This window comes from Schaalia odontolytica, assembly GCF_005696695.1.
GTDB classification, from domain to species: domain Bacteria; phylum Actinomycetota; class Actinomycetes; order Actinomycetales; family Actinomycetaceae; genus Pauljensenia; species Pauljensenia odontolytica_C.
Genome location: NZ_CP040006.1, coordinates 2,122,646 through 2,146,299 on the forward strand (window position 1 = coordinate 2,122,646; position 23,654 = coordinate 2,146,299).

The 23,654-nt window shown below is 65.1% G+C and carries 15 protein-coding genes and 4 tRNA genes; 11 read left to right on the forward strand and 8 right to left on the reverse strand.

Features of this window, described 5'->3' with window-relative positions:
- Nucleotides 1-12 precede the first annotated feature (12 nt).
- Both FBF35_RS09455 and FBF35_RS09460 read right to left on the reverse strand, forming a co-directional pair.
- On the reverse strand, nucleotides 13-1,263 hold the full coding sequence (locus FBF35_RS09455; RefSeq protein ID WP_060565886.1) for an NUDIX domain-containing protein: 1,251 nt from the start codon (nucleotides 1,261-1,263) through the stop codon (nucleotides 13-15).
- A gap of 134 nt (nucleotides 1,264-1,397) precedes the next feature.
- Nucleotides 1,398-2,027 (reverse strand): hypothetical protein, encoded by a 630-nt coding sequence (locus FBF35_RS09460; protein ID WP_003795887.1) that lies wholly within the window; start codon nucleotides 2,025-2,027, stop codon nucleotides 1,398-1,400.
- A gap of 31 nt (nucleotides 2,028-2,058) precedes the next feature.
- Between FBF35_RS09460 and FBF35_RS09465 the strand changes: the two genes are divergently transcribed.
- From FBF35_RS09465 to FBF35_RS09475, 3 genes are all read left to right on the forward strand, one after another.
- Nucleotides 2,059-2,130, forward strand: a tRNA-Lys gene (locus FBF35_RS09465).
- A 69-nt stretch (nucleotides 2,131-2,199) separates the two neighbouring features.
- Nucleotides 2,200-4,314: a PfkB family carbohydrate kinase gene (locus FBF35_RS09470; protein WP_060565887.1), complete on the forward strand. Its 2,115-nt coding sequence runs from the start codon at nucleotides 2,200-2,202 to the stop codon at nucleotides 4,312-4,314.
- A gap of 139 nt (nucleotides 4,315-4,453) precedes the next feature.
- Nucleotides 4,454-5,698, forward strand: a complete 1,245-nt coding sequence (locus FBF35_RS09475) for a multidrug effflux MFS transporter (protein ID WP_060565888.1) — start codon at nucleotides 4,454-4,456, stop codon at nucleotides 5,696-5,698.
- Nucleotides 5,699-6,068: 370 nt separating this feature from the next.
- Here the strand turns inward: FBF35_RS09475 and FBF35_RS09480 are convergent, their stop codons facing one another.
- The 3 genes from FBF35_RS09480 to FBF35_RS09490 all read right to left on the reverse strand — a co-directional run bounded on the left by FBF35_RS09480 (nucleotide 6,069) and on the right by FBF35_RS09490 (nucleotide 10,980).
- Complete coding sequence (locus FBF35_RS09480; RefSeq protein WP_060565889.1) at nucleotides 6,069-6,929, reverse strand: EamA family transporter; 861 nt, start codon at nucleotides 6,927-6,929, stop codon at nucleotides 6,069-6,071.
- A complete protein-coding gene (gene msrB / locus FBF35_RS09485) occupies nucleotides 6,926-7,330 on the reverse strand; it encodes a peptide-methionine (R)-S-oxide reductase MsrB (protein ID WP_060565890.1) in 405 nt (134 codons plus the stop codon). The genes FBF35_RS09480 and msrB overlap by 4 nt, the downstream gene beginning before the upstream one ends.
- Before the next feature lie 269 nt (nucleotides 7,331-7,599).
- Nucleotides 7,600-10,980 (reverse strand): mechanosensitive ion channel family protein, encoded by a 3,381-nt coding sequence (locus tag FBF35_RS09490; protein WP_060565891.1) that lies wholly within the window; start codon nucleotides 10,978-10,980, stop codon nucleotides 7,600-7,602.
- A gap of 163 nt (nucleotides 10,981-11,143) precedes the next feature.
- On the opposite strand from FBF35_RS09490, the gene FBF35_RS09495 reads away from it, so the two are divergent.
- The 4 genes from FBF35_RS09495 to FBF35_RS09510 all read left to right on the forward strand — a co-directional run bounded on the left by FBF35_RS09495 (nucleotide 11,144) and on the right by FBF35_RS09510 (nucleotide 13,336).
- Nucleotides 11,144-11,219: transfer RNA gene (locus tag FBF35_RS09495), tRNA-Glu, on the forward strand.
- A 49-nt stretch (nucleotides 11,220-11,268) separates the two neighbouring features.
- Nucleotides 11,269-11,342, forward strand: a tRNA-Asp gene (locus tag FBF35_RS09500).
- A 27-nt stretch (nucleotides 11,343-11,369) separates the two neighbouring features.
- Nucleotides 11,370-11,445: transfer RNA gene (locus FBF35_RS09505), tRNA-Phe, on the forward strand.
- Nucleotides 11,446-11,872: 427 nt separating this feature from the next.
- Nucleotides 11,873-13,336 (forward strand): Ig-like domain-containing protein, encoded by a 1,464-nt coding sequence (locus FBF35_RS09510; protein WP_060565892.1) that lies wholly within the window; start codon nucleotides 11,873-11,875, stop codon nucleotides 13,334-13,336.
- A 2,018-nt stretch (nucleotides 13,337-15,354) separates the two neighbouring features.
- Here FBF35_RS09510 and cas2 read toward each other — a convergent pair.
- The 3 genes from cas2 to cas9 are packed head-to-tail and all read right to left on the reverse strand — an operon-like array spanning nucleotide 15,355 to nucleotide 20,040.
- The gene (gene cas2, locus FBF35_RS09515) at nucleotides 15,355-15,675 is read right to left on the reverse strand and encodes a CRISPR-associated endonuclease Cas2 (protein WP_060565893.1); all 321 of its coding nucleotides are present in this window, start codon (nucleotides 15,673-15,675) and stop codon (nucleotides 15,355-15,357) included.
- A 1-nt stretch (nucleotide 15,676) separates the two neighbouring features.
- Nucleotides 15,677-16,594 carry a type II CRISPR-associated endonuclease Cas1 gene (gene cas1, locus FBF35_RS09520; RefSeq protein WP_060565894.1) on the reverse strand — a complete coding sequence of 306 codons (918 nt, stop codon included), beginning with the start codon at nucleotides 16,592-16,594 and terminating at the stop codon, nucleotides 15,677-15,679.
- A 2-nt stretch (nucleotides 16,595-16,596) separates the two neighbouring features.
- Nucleotides 16,597-20,040, reverse strand: coding sequence for a type II CRISPR RNA-guided endonuclease Cas9 (cas9, locus tag FBF35_RS09525; RefSeq protein WP_082632815.1), 3,444 nt, complete (start codon nucleotides 20,038-20,040; stop codon nucleotides 16,597-16,599).
- A gap of 265 nt (nucleotides 20,041-20,305) precedes the next feature.
- On the opposite strand from cas9, the gene FBF35_RS09530 reads away from it, so the two are divergent.
- From FBF35_RS09530 to FBF35_RS09545, 4 genes are all read left to right on the forward strand, one after another.
- The gene (locus FBF35_RS09530) at nucleotides 20,306-21,985 is read left to right on the forward strand and encodes an ATP-binding cassette domain-containing protein (RefSeq protein WP_060565896.1); all 1,680 of its coding nucleotides are present in this window, start codon (nucleotides 20,306-20,308) and stop codon (nucleotides 21,983-21,985) included.
- Nucleotides 21,986-22,077: 92 nt separating this feature from the next.
- Nucleotides 22,078-22,524, forward strand: coding sequence for a phage holin family protein (locus FBF35_RS09535; protein WP_060565897.1), 447 nt, complete (start codon nucleotides 22,078-22,080; stop codon nucleotides 22,522-22,524).
- Nucleotides 22,521-22,949, forward strand: a complete 429-nt coding sequence (locus FBF35_RS09540) for a DUF3618 domain-containing protein (RefSeq protein ID WP_060565898.1) — start codon at nucleotides 22,521-22,523, stop codon at nucleotides 22,947-22,949. The genes FBF35_RS09535 and FBF35_RS09540 overlap by 4 nt, the downstream gene beginning before the upstream one ends.
- A gap of 234 nt (nucleotides 22,950-23,183) precedes the next feature.
- Nucleotides 23,184-23,462: a DUF3073 domain-containing protein gene (locus FBF35_RS09545; RefSeq protein ID WP_003790993.1), complete on the forward strand. Its 279-nt coding sequence runs from the start codon at nucleotides 23,184-23,186 to the stop codon at nucleotides 23,460-23,462.
- Nucleotides 23,463-23,654: the final 192 nt, after the last annotated feature.

Here is a 23,654-nt window from a genome sequence, read left to right on the forward strand (position 1 = left end):
TGCCGGGCCGCCTCAGTGCTTCTTGGAGGCCTTGCGCGCGTGGGCTGCGGGGTCCTTCGTGGTGACGCCGTGCGTTTCGAGGGCGGCGACCGTCAGGGCATCACCGGCGTGTTCGACGTGGGCGACGAGGACCTGACCGTGCCTCAGGCGCGGCGCCTCGGCGCCGGCGACGGGAGCCGACGCGTAGGCGCGGATCTCTTCGATGATGGCGTCGCGAGCCGTTCCCGCGACCGACAGGACCGTGGGGGACGCGTGCTCGCGCAGGCGCTCGGCCGCGAAGGCCCGGACACGTCCAAGACGCGCCTCAGTGTCGACCTGCGCATCCGAGCCGCAGGCGGTCAGGTCGAGTGACTCGACGAGCGTCACCGAGCCCCCGCCCATCGACGCCCACGGGGTGAGGCTCTGTCGCGAGCGGGCGGCCGGCGACGCGAACGCGCGGGCCACACCGAAGCTCGAGAGCAGATCGATGAGGTCGAACGCCTGCCGCACGCCGAAGCGGCTGAGCGGCGGATCGACAGCTTCCGGTGCGGTCTCAACCTTCTTCGCCGAGGCCTGCTCCACCTGGGCGGCCCTCCTAGCCGCAGCGGAAGCCACCATCGCGGGGGTCGGCGCGGGGCGAGGCTTAGAAGGAGCCGCTGCCTCAGCAGGTGCCGCGGAACCGCCGGCAGAAGCGGAAGGAGAGGCGGCCGCGTGGGCATCCCCGGCCTCGTCGAGGCGCGGGGTGAGGCCCTGCCCCGGACGCAGGACGAGGAGAGTCGTGGTCACAAGGCGGCCCTCGCGGGCGCGGGCGACGATGTCGGCGAGGAGGCGGCGATCGCCTCGGCGCGTGAGCATGTCGGCGGCGCGCTCGGGCGAGGTCCACGCGGTCTGGTCGATTTCGGTGCGCGGGGCGCGCGCGACGGGGGCGCGCAGGCGCTCTGAGGCGTGACCCGCAGGGACGGGGGTGCCCACCCAGTAGTGGACTTCCTTCGTCTGTCCACCGCCCAGGCGGTAGCGCTGGGTCGTCAGGGGCGCGCCGAGCGTGATGATCTGGCCGGTTTCCTCCTCGACTTCGCGCACGGCGGCGGCAACGAGGGATTCACCGTTTTCGGTCTTGCCCTTGGGCCAGGACCAGTCGTGGTAGCGCGGCCGGTGGACCATCAGGACTTCGATGTCCGCGGGGTCGATGGGCTCGCCGGGGACGGCGACGCGCTCGGGGTCCGTGAAGCGCCAGACGAGTGCGCCCGCAGAGCGAACGAGTCGCTGGGGACGGGGGGCTGGCATCGGACGCATAGGGACAAGGGTAGTCGCCCGCGCGCGCCCGTGCCCTGGTGGGCGCGCCACGTCACCCCGGTTTGGGCCTTCCACGAGGCCGTCCAGGGGACGCCGGGAGCAGCCCGGGCGCTACCGACGCGGGCTCAGTCGAGGGTGCCGACGGCCGCCTCGCGCGCGGCGACGTCGAGCTCGTCGGCGGTGACCAGCAGCGCGGAGTGGCGCATGGTGACGCGGTGGGCGAGCGGGTCGGCGGGGTCTTCGATCCACAGGGCCCCGGCCTCACCGGCGGCGAGCACGCGCATGGCCCGCGAGGCCTCGCCCAGCACGTATTCGAGGTCGTCGTCGGTCAGGTCGCCGCGCAGCAGCGAGTCGACCTCCTCCATGATGAGGCTCAGGGGCCGCAGCTCGACGGGGGCCTCGAGGCCCTGGATGATGGGCGCGCGCGAGCCCTCGGCGTAGCGCTCAGCCACCAGGAGAGGGTCGCGGTGGTACCACTCGTGCAGCAGGTAGACGCGCCACAGCGCACCAGGGAGGGTGAACTCGGGGCTGCGCGACCACACGTGCGCGATCGTGTCGACGCCGCTGGTGCGTACGGTCTCGCGCAGGCGCGCGACGTCGGCGTCGGTGAAGGTCTCGTCGCCCACGCCCATGAGGGCCCATGCGGCGGTGTGGGCGACGGCGGCGCTGGCCGCGGGGTCTTCGTCGCCGATAATGGCGTCAGCCCTGGCGGCGTCGAGCATGGCGGGGCGTCGCGGCATCTTCGATTGGGCCATGGGGACTTCTTCCTCCTACAATGGGGCTGCTGGGCCTATAGCTCAATGGTAGAGCAGCGGACTTTTAATCCGTAGGTTGGGGGTTCGAGTCCCCCTGGGCCTACTGGTCGCCTCGGAATTTTCCGGGGCGTTCACGCTATCTGCGGGCGCGCGCCCGCGTTGGAGGTGCAGCATGGATCCTCGTCTTTCTCGCGCGTACGGCGCCCTGGCCGGCCTTGCGCTCGGCGACGCGCTGGGTATGCCGACGCAGGCGATGTCCCCTGAGCAGATCCGCGCGGTGTACGGGCGCATCACCGGCCTCGTCGACGGGGACGCCTCCCAGCCCTACGCGCCGGGGATGCCGGCGGGGTCGGTCACGGATGACACGGAACAGGCTCTGCTGATTGCGTCCCTCCTGGTACGAGGCCGGGGCTCGTCCTCGGGTCGCGTTACCCTCAATGCGGTCGAGTTCGCCCACGCCCTGCTGGCCTGGGAGGATTCGATGATCGAGCGCGGCTCGCTCGACCTGCTGGGACCCTCCACGAAGGCAGCTCTCGAGCGCGTGCGCGCGGGCGAGGACCCGCTGACCGTGGGCGGCGAGGGCACCACGAACGGCGCGGCGATGCGCGTTACCCCGATCGGTATTGCGGTCTCAACGGAGGATCCGGAGGCCTTCGCCGAGGCCGTGTGGTCGTCGTGCCGGGTCACGCACGCGACGCGACAGGGCTTCCAGTCGGCTGCCCTTGTGGCGGCGGCCGTGTCCATGGGGATCGACGCGGCGCGCTCACCTTCCCTGGACCTGAGGAGCCTACTGTGGAAGGCCCTCACCTACGTCGATTCCCTCCCCGATCGCGGCGCGTGGACCCCAGACCCGGACGTCGTTGACGCGACGCGCAGGGCCATGCAGCTGGCCGTCAACCCCGCCTCGTCATCCCTGGAATGCCTCGTTGAGCAGGTGGGAACGTCCGTGGCCTCGGCCCACGCGATCCCCATGGCCTTCGCGCTGCTCGCACGCGATCCCTCCCCGCAGGCCCTCCTGGACGCAGCTAACATCGGCGGGGACACCGACACGATCGGCGCGATCGCGGGCGCGATCCTGGGTGCAACCCTCGGGGTCGAGGTTCTCCCCACAGACAGCCTCTCGAAGATCGAGGAGGTCTCCCACCTCGGCCTGCCCACCGTCGCCAGAGAACTCTTGGAGCTGCGCGATCAGGCGATTGTCGGGCGCCAGGAGGAGGCTCCCACGGATGCGTCGTCAGCTGCCGATCCCGACGCTGGCGCGTCTCCCGAGGAGCCAACCCCCACCTCGTCGCCAGCCTCCCCCGCGGGCCGCGTTGTCCTCATGGGCCAAATCCTCGTGGACCTCGCCGTTCGTGGCGAAGCTCTGCCCTCGCCCGGTGGCGACGTGTGGGCCATCGACGAGGGAATGCACGTTGGCGGCGGCTTCAACGCCCTCGTGGCGGCGCGGCGCATGGGGGCCGAGGCCGTCTCCCTCAGCCCGATCGGCGAGGGCCCCTACTCCTCGCTCATTCAGGCGGCGCTGACGCGCGAGGGGATCACAGACCTCGGGCCTCGGGTCACGGGCATTGACAACGGGTTCTGCATCGCGTTCACGGACCGCACGGGCGAGCGCACCTTCATCTCCACCAAGGGCGCCGAGACGATGGCACCCTCGAGCGCATGGGCTGACTTCGTGCGCACGATGCACCCGGGCGACGTGCTCTACGTCGACGGTTATCTCATGGACCACCCCGCAAACCGCGAGGCCGCGGAGGCGGCGCTGCGTACCCTCCCCGAGGGTGTGCACGTCGTCCTGGATGTCTCCCCCGTCATCGGGATCCCGGAGGGGCTACCCTCTGACGACGTCATCGTCTCGATGAACCACAGGGAGGCTCAGGAGGTCGCTCACCAGAGAGGCGATGCGAGCCTTCGCAACCGATGCGACCAGCCTCGCGAAGCGGCGCGAGCGATGCTCACCGTGCTGGATCGTCCCGTTCTCGTGCGCGCGGGAGCCGAGGGCGCATACTTTGTGCGGCCCGCCGGAACAGCACCGAATACCCGCAATGAGGACGTGATCCATGTCCCGACGCCTCACGTCGAGGCGATCGACACGAACGGCGCGGGCGACGCCCACTCGGGTGTCCTGGCAGCCTCCCTCGCTCAGGGCATTCCCACCGACCAGGCACTCATCCTCGCCAACTGCGCAGGCGCACTGTCCACGACAGCCATCGGCCCGGCCTCGTGCCCCACGCGCGAGGAGATCGAGGCCACGGCGGACGCGCTGGAGGCGAGCAACGACGAGGAGTGAGCGCGGTCGAGGCGTTCGCGCGGCAGGCACACTGCACGCCTGAGCACATGTACGCACGTCAGCGCCCGCGGCGTGCGAGATGCGTCAAATATTCAACCGGATCGTCTATTTCATACACCCACGGGTACACAATTACCCCATGACGACTAACGACACCCAGGACCGCAGCGGCATCGTCGGCGGGGCACTCACGGTTGCCCTGCTGATCACCCTGGCCGTGCAGAACGCCGTGCCCCCGATGGCGACCGACATGTACTCGGCGGCGTTCCCGCAGATCACGGCGGACCTTGCGACGAACTCGACGATGCTCGGGTTCACGCTCACGACCTTCTTCGTGGGCTACGCGACCGGCCAGGTCCTGGGCGGCGCCATCTCGGACCAGATCGGGCGCCGCCGCCCCATCATCGCGGGCGGCATCATTGCCCTGGTCGGTTCCATGATCTGCGTGTTCACGCCCAACATCTGGGTGCTTCTCTTCGGGCGAGTCTTCCAGGGCCTCGGCGGCGGCGTGGCCTCGTCGGTGGCGCGCGCGATCCTCGTCGACGTCGCGCACGGCAAGACGCTGGCGCGCGCCATGAGCCTCATCCAGGCGATCGTCGGCTTCGCGCCAATGCTCGCCCCGGTCCTCGGCGCGTTCATCATCACGCACGCGACGTGGAGGGTCGTCTTCTGGGCGCTCGCCGCCTTCACGCTGCTCATGGCTGCCCTCGCGTGGGTCGTCGTGCCCGAGTCCCTGCCCGAGGAACGCCGCCACCCCGGCGGTATCCCCCGGTTCTTCTCCGGCCTCATTCAGGTCGTGCGCATCCGTCCCTTCGTGGGCTTCATGCTGACCAACGCCTTCTCGAGCTTCTGCATGTTCGGATACATCTCGAACGCCACCTACGTCCTGCAGGGGCCGCTGGGCCTGTCCCCCATGGCTTTCGCGTGGGTCTTCGCGTTTAACGCGCTGCTCTCGACCGGTTTCGCGCTGGTCAACGTGCGCCTGATCTCGCACTTCACGCCGCGCACGCTCATCATCACGGGCCTCACGATCGCCGCGACCGGCGTGGTGACACTCGCGATCTCGACGTTCGTCCTCGACCTGCCGCTGATTCTCACGTGCGTGGGCTTCGCGCTGGTCATGACGGCGAACGCGTTCATTTTCGGCAACTCGGGCGCGCAGGCCATGAGTGAGGCGCGCGAGCACGCGGGCACGGCCTCGTCCGTCATGGGCGTGTTCCAGTCGATCGCGAACGGCATCGCCGCTCCCCTGGCGACCTCGGGCGGCGACAGCGCCGTGCCGATGGTGCTCGTCATGATCGTCGGCTCGGCCGGCGCGTGGTTCGCGTTCTGGGTGATCGCCCGCGGCGGCACACACACGCCGCGCCACCTCAACCTCGACTGAGGGGCTTCAACACCCCCGGACAGAACTTATAGGAACCCCTCGAAAGGCTGACGTCCCCGACTGTTGTTACAAACGTCGTCAATCCGCAGCATTTTCAACGCGTCTCCGACCCCGCATGTTACAAACGTCGTCAATCTGCGGGCTAAAACGCCAGAAAAAGCCGATTTCGGGCTTGGATTGACGACGTTTGTAACAAGGAGCGCTAAACCCCCTTGAAAAACGGGGTGGTTTGACGACGTTTGTAACATCGCAACATGCGCGCACCCGACCGCCGGCACATCGGCAGGCGTTAGGCCGCACTGACGCGCACCTGAGGGATGGCGCGGACACACCGGCACAGAAAACCGGGAAAGTGCCCCACCGAAAACCCCTACTCGCGCGAGGCCAGCCAGACCGCGACCGACACCAGGACCAGGCCGATGAGTTCGAAAACGCCGGGGATCTGGCGGAGCATGACGGCCCCGACCAGGGCGGAGGTGGCCGGCAGGATCGCGGCGAACAGCGCGAAGGTTGACGCCGCCAGGCGCCGCATCGCGAGCGCCTCGAAGGTGTAGGGAATCGCGGTGGACAGCAGGCCCACGCCGACGACGATCGCGATCAGCTTCCACGAGGCCAGGGCCGCCATCGCTCCCGGCCCGAGGAAGGGCGCGAAAAACAGGGTGCCCCACGCGCATCCGAGCGCCAGGTTCGTCACCCCGTCGCGCGTGGTCGAGGCCTTCTGCCCGACGACGATGTAGGCCGACCAGGCGAGGGCCGCAAGGAGAATCCAGGCGACGCCGACGCGCACGCTCGGCACGCTGAGGTCGAGGGCGAGGCCGCCGATGCACGCCACCCCCGCGAACGCGAGGACGGCGGCGATGCGCGGCCGCCAGCCGCGGCCCCTGATGACGGCGACGGCGACGGGGCCGATGAACTCGATAGACACGGCGGTACCCAGGGGAATGCGCGCGATCGACTCGTAGAACGAGGAGTTCATCGTCAGGATGATGACGCCAAACAGCGCGGAAATCGCCAGGTCGGAGCGCGTGAGACCACCGCGCCACGGGCGCTTCCAGGCCAGGAGAACGACCGCGCCGGTCAGGACGCGCCACCAGGCGACGGAGGCGGGTTCGACGGACGCGAAGGCAATAACCGCGAGCGCCGCGCCCACGTACTGGATGAGGCCGGAGCCGACGATGTAGAGCTGGGGCGGGATGCGGTCGGTGACGGGGCGCTGCGCGGGCGCGTTCACTGCGCGGGCGCGAAGGTGAGGGCCGCCGAGTTCATGCAGTAGCGCATGCCGGTGGGCTGATCGGGCGAGTCGGGGAACACGTGGCCGAGGTGGGAGCCGCAGGTCGCGCAGCGCACCTCGGTGCGGATCATGCCGTGGCTGGTGTCGACGCTCTCAACGGTCGCGCCATCGTGGGCCTGGAAGAAGGAGGGCCACCCGCAGGAGGAGTCGAACTTCGCGTCGGAGTCGAAGAGCTTGGATCCGCAGGCCGCGCACGAGTAGGTGCCGACGCGCGCCTCGTCGAGGAGCTCACCGGTGAAGGGACGCTCGGTGCCGGCCTCGCGCAGCACGTGGTAGCGCATGGGGCTCAGGAGTTTCTTCCACTCGGCGTCGGTGCGGGCAGCGGGATCAGTTGCGTTCATGACTCTATTGTCCCGCGCCGCCCGCGCCCTCGCACGCGTGCGGCGGCTCTCCTCGTGCGGATCCATGGACGAGGCGGGGGCTCAGTCCGCGGTCACCTCTCCGGACCCGCGTTTGCCGAAGAATAGCTGTGGCCGGTGGGATCGGGAGCAGTCATGCCTCTATTGTCGCGGACCGCCCGCGCCCGTGCACATATGTGCGTGGGCGCGGGCGGTCCGTTTTCCTCGCGCTGGCCTCAGTGACGAGGCCGTGGCCCGTTCACCTGTCCCCATCACTCATTGGTGGCGGGCCCTGCGCTGGAGGTCTTCTTTGCCGCTGCCTTCTTGGGAGCCGCCTTCTTGGCGGCACCCTTCTTGGCGGCGGGCTTCTTCGCGGTGACCTTCTTGGCGGGAGCCTTCGCGTCCTTTGCAGGGGTCGTGTCGGCTGCCTTATCAGCAGCGGCGCCGTCCGTCACGGTTTTTGTGGCCGCGGCGGAGGACTTTTTGGCACCCTTCTTCGCGGTCGAGGCCTTCTTAGTGGCCGCCTTCTTCGCGGGAGCCTTCTTCGCGCCGGCCTTGGTGGAGGCCGCCTTCTTGGCGGGCTCCTTCTTCGCCGGGGCTTCCTCTTCCGCCGCGAGGACGTCTGTCGCGGCGGCGTCCTCAGCATTCACACCCTCAGACGCCGGCTCGGCGATGGCCGCCGCGGGCATCACGAGGGTCTCGTCCACGGGCTCGTCGACGGAGGGCAGGACCTGCGTGGCGTCGGAATCGAGCGCGCCGGCCTCTTCGGCCTCCACGGGATCCATGACGACGGTCGCGTCGGCAGCGGGTTCGTCGGCGGCGTCCTTCTGCGCAGCCTCAACCTCGGCAACCTCCACCTCGGGGGCCGAGTCCTCCGCGGGCGCACTCTCAGGCGCCACAGCCTCGTCGGTCGTGGCCTCGTCGGTCGCGGCCTTTTCGATCACCACAGACTCGGCGTTCTCGGGCTTGGGTTCCCGGGGCTCGACGGCCGGGATCTGGCCGGTGACGGCGCGCAGCATATCGGCCTCGGCGCCGGTGGGGGCGACAGCGGGGAAGAAGTCCATGATGGACACGCGCGCGGGCTTCACCGTGGGCGTGGGGCGGGTTTCCGCGTCGAGGCGCGCCTCTTCCGCGACCGCGTACCAGCCGGGGTGGACGGCGGGCTCGTCGGTCTCCTCCTCGGGCGCGCGGGATACGGCCATCTCGGCGGGGGTCGGCGCGGGCGGCGGCACGAGCGCGGGCGCGATCGCCTGGACCGTGTCGGTCATGACGGGTCGACCGGTGCGCACGGGCGGGGGCACCTGCACGGGATGTTTCACGGATGTTTCACGCGCGGGGATCGGCGTGGTTTCCTGCTCGTCCGGGGACACTTGGACGTCCGACGAGGCCTGGGCCTCCTCCTCGCCTCCCGTTTCCTCGGGCGCGTCGGGGGCGGGTGCGCCCTCATGCTCAGCGTCCTCGACGGGGGCGCTGTCCTCCTGCGAATCGTCGGCGCGCGATTCGCTGGAATCGGCGGATGCGCCAGCGTCGGTGGCCGCGTCCTCGGGGGCCTCGCCCTGCGCGGGGGCAGCCTGCACGTCGGCGGCCTGTTCCTCAGTGGAAGCGGCATCGGCAGACTGCGCGGCGGCCTCGGGCTTCACGCCTTCGGTCTGGTCGTCAGCGGTTTCGGATCCGGCGTCAGCAGTGTCGGGCTTCTCGTCGGCGGAATCGTCTGCGACAGAGTCAGCCGCAGCGTCCTTCACGGTCGCATCGTCCGCGCGCTCAGCACCCGCAACCTCTGCAGAATCGGCGGCCACACCCGCAGAATCGGGGGCCACACCCTGAGCAGCCTCGGGCTCCTCGTTTTCGGGCGCCTCGTTGTCGGCAACGACCGGCTCGACGCCGACGGCCGCCAGGGCGAGGGTGGCCTCGGGGTCGAGGGCCTCGGCTTCGCGGCGCTTGTGGGCCTCGCGGCGTTCCTGCGCGCGACGGGCCTCGGCCTCGCGCTCGGCGTAGACCTCTTCACCCGGGCCCTCGAGGGCGGCGGCGCGGGCCTCGGCTTCGGCGGAGCCGGAGAAGAAGCGCTCGCCTCGGCCGATGGAGGTCGCGGTGAGAGTCTGGGTGAGCTGCGGGTTCGCGTTGCCAGCGGCCTCGATGATCTTGCGCAGAGCGCTCTTGGAGATCACCTGGGTTTCGTCGCGGGAGGCGCTGGGGCCACCCTCGGCGAGTTCGCGCTGGCGGTCGGCCATGGCGCGGCGGCGGGCGTGCTTGGCCTTGCGGCGGGCGGCGACCATGCGCGCGGCGTGGGCGGGGTCCTTGGGGGCGGCAGCCGTGGCGCCGGACGCGGAGATCGCGGAGGCGGCGCCGCCCGTCGCGGCGCTGGACTGCTCACCGGTCGACGCGGCCGTACCCGTGTGGGAAGCCGACGTGCCCGTGGCGGCCACGGCCTCGTTCGTGCCGGAGATCCCAGCGAGTTCGGCGGCCAGGCGCGCGATGCGTTCGCGGCTCATGTCCTTTTCGACGGTGACGGTCTCGCGGGGCTCGATGCGCTGGGCGGGGCGCGCCCACGGCTCTTCGGAAACGATCCACGCGATGACCTGTTCACGCAGGTAGGCACGCAGGTCGTTGAGGTGCCCGGAGTTCTTCGCGGAGACGAGGACGCGCACGGTCACCGTGTACTCGTCGGAGTCGGTGATCTGCACGCCCCACGTGCGCCCGTCCCACAGGTCCGTGGCGGTCAGGAGCTGCTCGACCTTCGTGCGGATGAGGGTCATGGGGGCCGACCAGTCGAGCTTGAACTCAACGGTGCCAAGCTGCGCGGCGGCGCGGCGCGTCCAGTTCTCGAAGGGCGTCTGCGTGAAGTAGCGGCACGGAATGATGAGGCGGCGCTCGTCCCAGATGCGCACGACCACGTAGGAGAGGGTGATTTCCTCGACGGAACCGGTCTCCTGCTTGTCGCCGGCGACAACGACGTCACCAACGCGGATCGCGTCGGTGAAGGCCAGCTGCAGGCCGGCGAACACGTTACCGAGGGTCTGCTGGGCGGCAAGACCGGCGATGACCGAGAGGACACCGGCGGAGGCCAGCACGGTGGTCATGGCTTGGCGGGCGACCTCAAAGGTACCGATGATGGCGACCACGCCGACGAGGACGATGATCGACTGCGTGAGCCGGCGCAGGACTTGAGCCTGCGTCTCGAAGCGACGCGAACGCCCCTGGTCAGATTCCTGACGGGCCTTGGCGGCGTCCTCGAATACCCAGGCGGCTGCGTAGGCCATCCATGTCAGGCACGCGAGCGCGACGATGAGGAGCACGTGCATGAGGAACGTCGTGATCGACGTGCCGTTCCAGTCGGAGAGGTGCGGGTTGACCAGCGCGATACCAAGCCCCGCCCACGCTCCCCATGCCGCAAAGGTGAAGTGACCCGGGCGGCGCACACGCGCCAGGATCGACGAGGCAATGGCAGCCTTCGCGAACGCCTTTCGGGCGAGGGCGGACATGACGACCGAAATGACAAGGCCCACGAAGGCGCCGACGATCGGGCCGAGGATCAGGAGGGTGAGGTCGATGGTCGTGGCCACGGCGGCCTCCGCCCCGGATTGAGGGTCGGCAGCAGCCCGCATGAGGGCGTCCGAGGCCTGGGCAAGGGCACCGAGTGCTGGTGTCATAGTCATGCATCAAGCCTAGGTCGGAGAGCTGATGAATTCCTGGGAATTCCGCACAATTGCAACGTTTTTCGGTAATGTGTTAGCTGTCACTTGATTTCGTTTTGACGTGCCGTGCGCGTTCTGCCTAAACTATCTCCCGTCTTCGGACGCCAGTTCGACGGCCAAGCAGGCCCCCATCGTCTAGCGGCCTAGGACACCGCCCTTTCACGGCGGCGACACGGGTTCGAATCCCGTTGGGGGTACCACCGGTCGCAATCGTGATTGGAACAATTCAATAGGTCTTACCTGTTGTAAGGCCCCGTAGCGCAGTTGGTTAGCGCGCCGCCCTGTCACGGCGGAGGTCGCGGGTTCAAGTCCCGTCGGGGTCGCCGACCAGACCTTTTGGTTCAGGTCTTGGCTCTGTAGCTCAGTTGGTAGAGCGTTCGACTGAAAATCGAAAGGTCACCGGATCGACGCCGGTCGGAGCCACCAGCAAGTCCCCGAAGCATTCGCTTCGGGGTTTTTGTTTTGCCCATTGCACCGACGCAGCCACCAGGACCGAGGCAGGCATGCGCGCTACACCTAACGCCGCTTAACCGAAAACGAAGCAGCTCATATGAGCTTCGCCACCAACATAACTGGGCGACAAAAAATAGTAGCGCCAGTTAATTAATTACCGAACAACCAGAACGCCGCCCGAATGCTCACATTTCCACCCGGCTTAATGGTTGATGAATTGCTGGACGACCAAAACAAACCCTCCATAACGTGGACAAATAGACGAAATTGAAGGCGCGGACTGTGACGGACAGGCGTAGCCTTCCCATCAGCACCATTACTTGCTAACCCGAGCGGATGGGCGGACACCCGACGCGCACGCCACGGCCTCGTCCCCCATCCATGACGAATGGAGACTCACGTGCACCCACGCAGTATCGGACGCCTTTTCCCGCTCGCTGTCGGGCTGATCGTCGCCGGCCTGCTGGCCGCGTTCATCGCGATCGCCCCCTCCTACGCCAGCTCCGTCGGCGTCGTCACCAAGATCTCGCTGGCGCGCGAGGACAAGGAAACCACCGCTCCCACGGTCGGCATCCACGTCATGACCATGTCCTTCGACATCGACACAACCGGTAAGGACGTCGCGCCCGGCGACACGTTCACCATTCAGATTCCGCCGGAGCTTGAGATCGTCTCGGACTCGGGCAGCTCGACGCTGAACTTCAGCATGCTCAACGACGACAAGGTCCCGGTCGTCGACTGCTCCGTCCCCGCGGGCGAGGGCGTCTCCATGACCTGCACCTTCGGCGAGTACGCGAAGGACCACCACAGCATCATCGGCCACGGCACCGTGCGCACGAAGGCGGTGCACGCCACGGCCTCGTCGACTGTATCCTTCCCGGTGAACGGCACCGCCATTGTCGTGGACCTGCCCGGCGGCTCGATCTCCGGCACGTACGAGCGCATCCTGCGCAACACCCAGAAGTGGGGCCAGCCCAAGCAAGGCGACTCCTCGCGAATCATCTGGGAGATCGACATCAAGGGATCCCAGCTGCCCGAGGGTGCGACCGCGGTCGAGATCGTTGACACCTTCGACATGAGCTCCGGCGGCTACTCGCTGGTGCCCGGGTCGGAGAAGCTCTACTACTACAACAACGACGCCGAATACCAGGCCGAGCAGGCGCCCGCCCTCAAGGCCGGCGCGTCGATCGGCGACGGCACCTTCACGATGGAGGCCAGCGCGGACGGCACCGGGTTCACCGCGACATTCCCGCGCCTGACGAACAACGGCACCTACGTCCTTCAGTACGAGGCCACGATCAACAACGTAGCGACCGTGCGCAACGGCGTTACCTTCCACAACGACGCGCTCATCAACGCGAAGCTGTACACGGGCGGCGTGGACATCCACTCGGACGGCTCGGGTGACGCGAACGGCGACGCGAATCCGACGCCCACCCCGTCGGTGACGCCGACTCCGGAGCCGACGCCCACGCCGGAGCCGACTCCTTCCACGACTCCCACTCCGGAGCCGACTCCTTCCACGACTCCCACTCCAGAGCCGAGCCCGACCCCGTCCGTGACCCCGTCTCCGACGCCGACCTCAACTCCGACGCCCACGCCGTCTTCCACGCCCACCCCGTCGGTGACGCCCACTCCCGAGCCGACGCCGTCGACCACCCCGACTCCTTCGGCCACGCCGACCCCGTCGGCGCCCTCGACGCCAAGCTCGTCCACTCCCCCGGCCACGCCGCCCACTCCTCCGACTCCCGCGCCGAAGCAGCTGGCCCGCACGGGCGCCGACATGGCTGGCGTCCTCGCTGGTGCCGGCATGCTGGGCCTGCTGGGCGCGCTGGCGGTGGCGGCTCGCCGACGCCAGGCCTGACCACCCCGCCCTCCGCGTGAGGGCGCGCATCTGACGCACTGAGCCCCGGCCTCGGATCGACGAGGTCGGGGCGAAGTCATGTGCGAACGCGCCCACGCGGGGCTCGTCATTGCCGGGAAAGTGTGAGAGAAACCGGCGGCGAGCGGTCGCGTGGGCGCGTCCGTTTACACAGAACGTTTCAACAGGAGAAAGCACCCGGAAGAAACAGTGACTAGCGTAACAGGCATCGGATTCTCGCGGGCGCGTTTGGATGATGAATTTTCGGCGAACTTTTGCGCGGCCCTCTCGGTCCATCCGGGCGCGCCACGACCGCCCTCCTACCCCTCTCTCGGGACGACCGAAACGCATCAGGGCTCGATCGCGTCCCAGTCATCGTCGAGGATGTAGGTGCCGTCGAGGCGTTCGACCATCTCGGAGGCGCGGGTGCAGGCTTCGACCGCCTCGAGAATGCCAAGGGCGATGAGGGTGCGACCGTCTGCATCGTGCAGGCGGCCCGTATCAACGACGAGGGTGGCCCGCCTGCCCGGGGATCACTCCCAGGTGGGCTGGCTGCCACCCTCGTGCGCACCCCAGCACTATTTCGAAGATGATCACTCCCGCTCAGAGCGGGAAACTATGATCAACCGGCGTCAGTCAGCAAGAGAGCGTTGTTCATGTCCTCATTGACCAAAACTCAGCTTTTAGGCTAGTATCGACCTAGCGAGAGGATGCGTCGGGCGTCTGGTAACAGACGTTCAAAGGAAGCCGCTTCAGCGGCTTCGGGTGTGGGACTGCCCTCAGCTTCGGGCTGTAAAGACCCCATGTACCAAGATCTCCTCTCGCTTTCAAGTGCTCCTGAACATCGTTCAGGAGCACTTTGTTTGCTCATTTTGATTAGGCAATTTCCGATCACGGATTATCTCCGCTCAGACCGGGAATCAATCACCAATCCCCTTGATATACTTGGAACCTCAAAGCTCACCCCTACCTAAAGGCTGGGATTCAGTCACCTATCCCCTTGATATACTTGTGGGGCTGACTGACAAAAGTGTCAGGTAGCTGGGATTCAGTCACCCATCCCCTTGATAAACTTGAGGTGCAGCTACTCGCCGACGCTGAGAAGTTGGGATTCAGTCACCTATCCCCTTGATATACTTGCAGTACACCGTGACGATCGTGCCGGTTAGCTGGGATTCAGTCACCTATCCCCTTGATATACTTGTCAGGCCATCACGCAAGACGCGCGCGCTGCTGGGATTCAGTCACCTATCCCCTTGATATACTTGACGTCGACCGTCGTCTGAATCGACTCGTGCTGGGATTCAGTCACCTATCCCCTTGATATACTTGCGGCGCACCGTCCGCACGAGACCTACACGCTGGGATTCAGTCACCTATCCCCTTGATATACTTGAGGCCGCCGCCGCCGTCGTCGGCGAATGGCTGGGATTCAGTCACCTATCCCCTTGATATACTTGGCTCGGAGAAGAGGTCCATCTGCTCGGTGCTGGGATTCAGTCACCTATCCCCTTGATATACTTGCAGCATGATCGCCCCCTGGCCCCGCAAGGCTGGGATTCAGTCACCTATCCCCTTGATATACTTGCGGGCCTCGATCCAGTCAGAGATCAGAAGCTGGGATTCAGTCACCTATCCCCTTGATATACTTGGCAGCGAGGCCCCACGGACCACCGAACGGCTGGGATTCAGTCACCTATCCCCTTGATATACTTGGCTGTGGTGTTGGGCGTGTGCGCGACGGGCTGGGATTCAGTCACCTATCCCCTTGATATACTTGTGAGCGCGTGACGCGCATGGTTTCCCTGGCTGGGATTCAGTCACCTATCCCCTTGATATACTTGAACCGCTTCGCCGCGTCCCGCTTCATCGGCTGGGATTCAGTCACCTATCCCCTTGATATACTTGGTCACCAGCACCAGATCGGCGGCGAGTCACTGGGATTCAGTCACCCATCCCCTTGATATACTTGAGGTGGATAGGTTTTACCCAAAATCGCAACGTTTTCTCATGAAAACACATCAGAAAATCATGAGCTGCTCGGGTGCCTGACCGTCATCCTTACGCTCCGCACGCACAAAATGCAGGCCACTGGCCCACTGCCGATCCGTGAGCCCCAGGACTTTCACTTTTCCCCCACTCGGCAAGTGACTCTTAATCGCCCGCAACGTCGCATGATCTTGCCCACCCAGAGGCCAATACTTCACATACACACTGAACTGGACCATTGAAAAACCCCAATCCAACAAATCATGCCTGAATCTCGTCGCCTCCCGGCGCTGCTTCTTCGTCTCCACCGGGAGGTCGAACATGACCAAACACCACATTGCATCATCCGCCATTTCAATCTCCCACGCTCACAACCGATGGCCCCTGCCACGACAGCACGTTCAGACGATCGATATCGCCCTCCACGTAGCGCCCGAACGACTGGGCCAAGGCCTCGGCAACGGCAGGAATACCATGTCCATCCAAATCGAAACGCTGCGACGCGGCAGCCACCAATAGCTGCTTCACCGGGCGATCCGAAGGAGATGCCGTGGGCGGGAGCTGCAGGGCAACCTCATCGATCGCCGGTCTAAACGGTTCGATCAGATCGTCGGCAAGAGCAAAGGCATTGCCTCGGCCTCGATGGAAGACTCCGAGTGCGGGCGCCAGCCCCGCCGCCAGAACAGCGCGCATCAGGTGCCCGCGCAACACTGAGTACCCATAATCCAAACAGGCATTCGCACCGATCAGTTGGCCGGCTGCCGGTTGACGCCCGACACCCTTTCCGAGGGCGCGTGACCAATACAGCCGAGCAGCCTGGGCCTCAACATTTCCAGGATCACCCGAACGAACCTGGTCCGCGAGCGCGAGGAGCTCACCACTGCCCCGAATCTTGAGGTTTTCCAGAACCGAGGCCTGCCCCTCGATCTTCGCTCGAACCAGACGCGCCCACGCATTCTTTTTCCGAGGCAGCGATACCTCCGCCTGAGCTCGGTGGCGGGCTGCCACTCGGCCATGATCGGACCACGAGTAGCAGCCGCCTTCCGGTATACCTCTCCAGTCACAAAACAGAACTGCGACATCGGCCTCACACAGGCGGTGAAGAACCGAGGCGCTCAACACCACCTGCAGACCGATGAGGACAACCGCCACATCCGCCACAGGAACGATCTGCACGCCACCACCAGCCAAATGCACTTCGATACCGCCGCAACATGACCGCAGCTCTCCATCAAATGCAGAGAGGTCTATAACCCGCCAGCTGCCGTCCATTGTCACTCAAAAACCTTGCTACATGGGAGTCTGTCATCTTTCGACTTCCAACGCTCTTCGCCCAGAACATTACGACGGATCACTGCAACACCACCCGCTTCAAGCAATGCACCAATGGTGACGCGCCAAGATTTGCTCCTACCTGCGATATCCTTCACAGCTTGTGGAGTTTCGTCATTGAATCCTTCCTCTGAAATACGCAGGGGACGCAGATTAACTTGCGTCGCGCTTTCAAAACCGACGATCCGCCACTCGACTACATCACCATAGCCTTCCTCTTTGAAGAATTCACCAATTTTACCTTCATCGTAGAACTTTGGATTTACCCTTAACTCATCACCAGCGACAAGCCAAGCGTACGGCTTTTTCGTGCTGTCGCGAAGGAATTTGCGAACCACTTTATCGGCCGTACGCATTGAGATTGAGCTTGCTGGAATTGAGAACGAGAAAAGATCCTTTCCATGCGCATGCCGCAAATCAACCTGATAGACACGCAGCATTGCATACTTTGCCGGCTCTTCAGCAATCTTGTAGATACGGACGTGATGGATCGTATTACTGATCGACACATAACCGCCCCGGACCGCGAGTGACGCTGACCATTTCCCGGCGGGAGTCGCTCCAAAGAAGCGGATTCGCTCCATAGGGCCGATCCTTCTGCCATGGATCGTGATTGTCCGTTTGGGGTCCGCAGGGAGCCCCGTCTGCGGATCGAACTGTTCATCCTTCACGAGGGCCGCCCATAGAGCAGGCGTCTCCGCCCGATCAATGAGATCCACAGGAAGCGGATCAGACAACAGACGAAACTCTCCATGTTCTTTGACTTTACGCATTCCATTCTTGTCAAGCTTCGGAACACGATCACCATTCCGGTCTAGATACGCATGCTCAAAAGATGTAACACTGTCCATGTGCGCTCTGCTCGATCCAAGGCGTAAACGCTGATTCATGGTGAACCGCACCATGCCACTCTCGAGCGAGTCATTAAACTTCTTCGCCGCAACTTGCATATGCTGAGACCAGTCATACATCAGAGCATTTTCCGACGGATGAGAATGCAGATACCGTCTCCACTCATCAGCCCCACTAGTAACAAGCTGCGCAAAACGCAGATTATCACGTAGTGCAAGTAATTGTGCGATGCGATCATCAAGTAGCGCAATGACGAGAGCATCCATTGCATGGTGTCGACGATCAAGACGCGTCTTACCATTGCCACCAGTGAAGCGTACACAGCCCTCAAATCCAGAAACGACCCGAGCTGCCGCAGTAATACGGCCTCGATACAGCCCAACTGAGGGAACTACTGCCCCTTCATTTGCAGAGGATGCTGATGCGAAGTATCCCCTGATGCGCTTGCCTAGCTCAACCGCCATCCATGCCACCGATTCCATCGATCGTGCATCAAACTCTTGATCCGGCTTCTTCGACTTCAGGCGTGCAACAACGACAGCTTGGAACTTCTTATGCTGCTTCGGACTCACCCCCGGGTCCTGTCCCCATGACCAAACACGTTCGATCACATCGTCGAACGAAACCTTATCTTTGCGACTTCCTGATTGAGCCCACTCAGAGAACAGCTGACTCCCTTTGCTCGCGTTACACTCACGACAGACTGCAACGAGATTATTTCGATCATTGGTTGATCCTAGGCCTGAACGTGGAACAATATGGTCCATCTCTGCGGTTTCAAATCGAATTCCCGCACCACAGTACAAGCACTTAGATTTTTGCCTCTGTAGCGCTAAAAGCCTGATCTTTGTTACCTGATTCAACTTTCCACCAGCACATGCCTGTCCACCTAATCGCTCTGCCAAGACCTCAATCTGACGCCGCCTCGCCTTATTCGCGCTTGTCAGTTTCTTGGCGCTTTCAGCGGACATCATCCCGCTACGCGTGTGCTCGATGTTCACTGCCTCGGGAACACCCCAGCGATCAACGGCCACCTTCAGCCATCGACTCACTTCCTTCATGACGCGGTCAACAGCGGGATTGCCAACAGGAGCGCCGATAGGGTCCGGTTTGGGGACCCAGGAGCTGCTCACCCCGAACTCACGCTTTCTTGCTTCGTGCAGGTCACATCCATCAGCAAGCATGCGATCCGTTAGTCTCTGCAGGCTGTCCAGGGAATACGCAGCGCGGCCAGATGGCAATGCAAGTTCCTCTAGCTTTGCCAGGTCATCATCTGTGAGAGAAGCCAGGAAACCATCAACCTCATCGTTTTCAAACTCCTCTCCCTCAGCGAGGGTCGAGTTAGCCATAAACTTTACGAGGTCCGCACGATCCTCGTCATTCGCAGACTTCCACCAGCGCTTCAATTTCGTCAACTTGCTCGACATGACAATGACACTGACAGCATCAGTCGGCGGACGGCGCAGAGCGGGCTCTCCTTCGAATACCGGTTTCGCGGTGCCCGTCAAACAATCCCGTTCAATGCCGAGCTGCTCTGCAATATCAAACCATTCAACATCCTCGACCTTGAGGGCGCTATCCAAAACATATCGCGTTACTCGTCGCAGCTCATTGGCATTCAACTTCCGCTCCTGGCCACCAGAACGAACCCTCAGATTCGCTAGTGCCGCAACGATTCTGAACTTCTGAAACGCCGGATGTGCAATTTCGGCCCGCCATTTCGATTCCTGCCCCGGTAACTGATCGTGGCCAACCCGCATGTTTCGTCGCGCCCCATTCCTGGGGTGAGTCACTCGGAAAACTATCTCTGTCAGCTCCTTGATTTGAGCACGATCAATGTGTTGGAGCTCAAGAATTCGACTGAGCTCGTGGTAGGTATCGCTCTGGTACTGTCGACCTCGGAATAGACCTTGCGTGCCACGCAGTGCCTGAAGGGCATAGCGTTCATCTGCGACGTAGGCAGAGGCCAGCTGCCCCTGCGTAGCCTCGGCGACAATCTTCGTCCCCAGAGCCTCACAGACCCTTTCGTTCACCTTAATGAGCGCTTTGCTCGGGTAAGTAGCCCGAGTCAACGATGCAACCGATGTATAAGAATTCCGCCAACCACGATGCCTCGCGATATGCCTGACAGCGATCGCTAGCATTTCCGCACGCTCCGCAGGGTCTGACACGTAGGAGTCGAGCAGCTCCGCACGCACGTGCCACGGTTCGTGCGGATCGTCGAACTCTTCAAGATTAGGAAGCTGCCAACCCAATTGCTGCGACAAGTATGAATCTAGATCCGCTAGACGCTTCTCATTCGAGCGCCTACGCCTTCTGGTTCGCCGAGCGATGCCCGACACTTTCTTTCGGCTAAGGTCTTTCCCGTCACCAGGCTCAACACCACCATCGTGCAGATGTACGGTCGAATTGAGGAGCTTGATGGGAGTTCCACGTTCGTCGACTTCGATCGCGCAGAAACCAATGGACTTGAGGCCAACGTCGATCCCGATGCGGTAGCGACGATGCTGCACATTTGCCGAATAATCACTCATGCACACATAGTGGCACAACGCACACACATTTGTGTCTGTTTCGAAAGATACCGAGCCTCTCACGGAGAGACCCGGTCTACTGCAAAGCAGTGAGCATTCAGAACCGCTAACATGTCGGCCCTTGTTAAGATTCAGTCGCTTCATAGCATACATCTCCAATTCCAGAGATGCAAGCCACATCCGCAAGGACTTTTCGGCAGGGCCACCCCACCCACTTCCGCGCGCCACTGCGACACAAGGGGCGCGATCCTGAAACAATGGGGGCATGTCGAATGACCCGCGTGAAAACCTGCATGGCTCGGACAGCCAGGAGCTGGCCGACGTGACGGCCGACGCCGCGCGCGCCGGCGCCGAGCGAGCCGCCTCGACCCCCGCCCACACCTCCGACGAGGCACCCGCCCCGCGCAGCGCCCTCTCGTCGTTCGAGGAGATCCTCAGCGGCACCACCCACGAGGCCGACGCCCCCATCGCCGACACCCCCGCAGAAACGCTCGCCGACGACGGCGCACAGGACCTGCAGGAGACCCTCGTGTCCTCCACCCCCCTCGTCACAACCGACGAGGCCGAGGCCACCCCCGCCGCGCTCACGACCGACGCGGCGGCAGCAGCGGAGAACACATCGGAGACCGCCAGCGACATCGCGCCCGAGACCGCAACCCCGCAGGCCGCGCCGCAGCAGCCTGCCCAGAAGCTCACGCCCGCCAACAGCGCCAACACCACAGGCAACAGCGCGGCAACGAACGCCAACAACGCCCTCGCCGCCCCCGTGCACCTGCCGCCCGCCGAGCCGCGCCCCTGGTACCGCTCGCGCCGTTCCTTCTCCGCGAAGGGCCGCGGTGGCCGCGTCCAGGTCGCCGGCCTGGGCATCACCTACACGGACCACGTGACCGGCGCGGTCCTCCTCGCCGACATCGACCTGGGCTTCCGCGCCCGCTCGCTGAGCGCGATCCTGGACCCAACGGGCCGTCGCGCCCGCGCCCTTTTCCTGATCCTCGCGGGCCTCGAGGAGCCGCAGGCCGGCCGCATCGTCGCCGCGCCCTCTCGCTCGCTGGCCGCGCGCCTCGCGGGCCGCATCGGCTCGGTCGCGCTGATCCGGGCAGACTCCCCGCTCGACGAGTCCCTGACGATCCGCCAGAACATCCTCGCTCCCCTGTCCGCGACGGGCTCCGTCGCCGACTGGGACAACCTCGTGGGCGCCCTGCAGATCACGGGCCTCGCCCAGCGCGTCGAGGTCCACCCCTCCGAGCTCTCCGAGTGGGAGCGCTTCAAGGCCCTCATCGCCCGCGCGATCGTGTCCGGCGCCGAGGTCTTCCTCATCGAAGACCCGGTCTCCCTGCCCGCCGCCGCGCGCGACGAACTCGGCCCCCTCCTGCGTTCCCTCGCGGACGCGGGCTGCGCGGTCGTCATCGCGACCCCGAACGCCGAGGTCGCGGCCGCCTCCGACCGCGCGATCCTCCTGACGAACGGCCGGGTCGCGCTCGACGCACCCAACCCCTCGGCCGCGATCATCGCCGCCTCCCTGGAGGCCAACCCCGAGGACCCGAAGGCCCTCCTCGGCCCGATCCCCTCGGCGCTGCCCGCCTCCTTCGACGAGGTCATCTCCCCCACCGGCTCCGCCTCGGCCCCCGCGTGGCACCCGCTCGGCACCGCCGACGAGGCCGGGGCGCAGACCTCGGACACTCAGCAGGCCCCCGAACCCGAGGAAGCAGCCGAGGCCGCCCTCGACGCGGCGACCACCCGCGTGGAGGCCACCCCCGCCCAAGCAACCCAGGCGACCGAGGTCCCCCAGGCCTCGCCCGAGCCCCGCACCGAGACCGCGATGCGCGGCATCCCCGTCGTCGAAGCCGAGGACCCGGCCCTAGCCGAGCCCGAGGTCTCCGACCTGGTAGTGCGCGCCCGCAAGATCCTCTCCGACCTGCCCGGCTCGATCGCCCCGCAGGAGTAACGTAACGGTCACTGCGAGCCGCCATTCTTCGTGAGACACTAGGCGTATCAGGCGAGGCATCGCCTCGTTCACCCGTACGCGCAGGAGCATCCATGACTCAGCCCACCCCCCAGCCCGGGCAGTACCCGCCCGCTGCCCCCGCACCCGCCGCCGGCGAGGCGCGTCCCAGCATCGGCGCCCTCTTCGCGTCGGTCACCAGCCAGATCTCCAGCATCATCCGCGGCGAGATCGAGCTCAACAAGGCGAAGCTGCGCGCCTTCGCGTCCAAGAGCGGTAAGGGCATCGGCCTCCTCGTGGCCGCCGCGGTCTTCGCCCTCTACCTGCTGGGGTGGGTCTTCCACACGATCGAGGTCGCCCTCGAGCTCGTCGTCCCCGCGTGGGCAGCGTCGCTGATCGTCGTCGGCATCCTCCTCCTGATCGTGCTGATCCTCGCGCTCGTGGGCGCCAGCTCCCTGAAGAGCGCGCAGGCCCACCGCCCCGACCCGGCCGCGTCGGTCGCCGCCACCAAGGAAGCCATCGAGAAGGGACTGGGCAAGTGAGCACCAACCTCGATACGCGTAACGTGACCATCGGCGAGGCCGCCCCCGCCGAGCCGCGCACGGAAGCCCAGATCACCACCGACCTCGAGCGTCAGCGCGCCGAGCTGGCCGCCACGATCGACCAGCTGTACGCGCGCGTGCAGCCCGCTGCCCTCGCCCAGGAGGCGAAGGAAGAGGCCAGCGCCCGTTTCGCATCCTTCAAGGAGTCCGCGTCGCTGACCCTGCAGGACGCCGCCGGCGGTAACGCCGAGGCCCTCAAGAAGGTCGGCGTCGTCGCCCTGTCCGTGGTCGGCGCCATCGGCGTGATCGTCCTGCTGGCGACCCGCTCGTCGCGTCGTTCCCGCCGCGAGGCTCGCCGCGCCGCCCGCGAGGCCGCCGCGCACACGCTTCAGGCCCTCAAGTCCAACGTCACCGAGGCTCTGTAAGCATCAACTGACGCAAACCGGCGTAACTCCGGCCACACTGGCCGCGGGTTGCGCCGGTTCTGTTTCCCCAGTTTCGTGGGAATACGCGCCCAGCGCGCCGCTCCGCTGAGCGCGCAAAACCCAATCCAAGGTGAGGTCAAGGCCAGTCATTAGCTATGATGGTCCCACGAAACATTTTGAACACCCAGGGAACCGCTTCACGCGGACCCGAACGACGCGGAGGGGGTCGACGCCATGGGGCGCGGCCGTCAAAAGGCTAAGCAGATGAAAGTCGCTCGGAAGCTGAAGTATTTCAGCCCCGACACCGACCTAAACGCACTTCAGCGCGAGCTGGCGGATGAGGACTCGTACCTGGCACACGTGCCGGCGGACGAGCCCGAAGAGGACGATGCGATCGACGACGACCTCTACTCGAAATACGCCGACTTCGCCGAGATGCCCGCGGAAGAAGACGACATCGATCCGGAGCAGCTCGATGAGTCCTTCTGGACGGGTGGATCCTCCACTAAGTAACGGCTCAGCCACACGGCGGACCGAGAACCGGTCCGCCGCTTTGGCGTGCCCACACCACTATTTCTGACGGGCGCAGACACGCCCGCCCGCACGCGCACAAAAGCACGCGCACGCTACGAGGGGTCGAGGCCCGCAGGCCTCGACCCCTTTCACGCACTCAGCGCAGGCGCGCGGCTCAACGCCGCGCAGCGC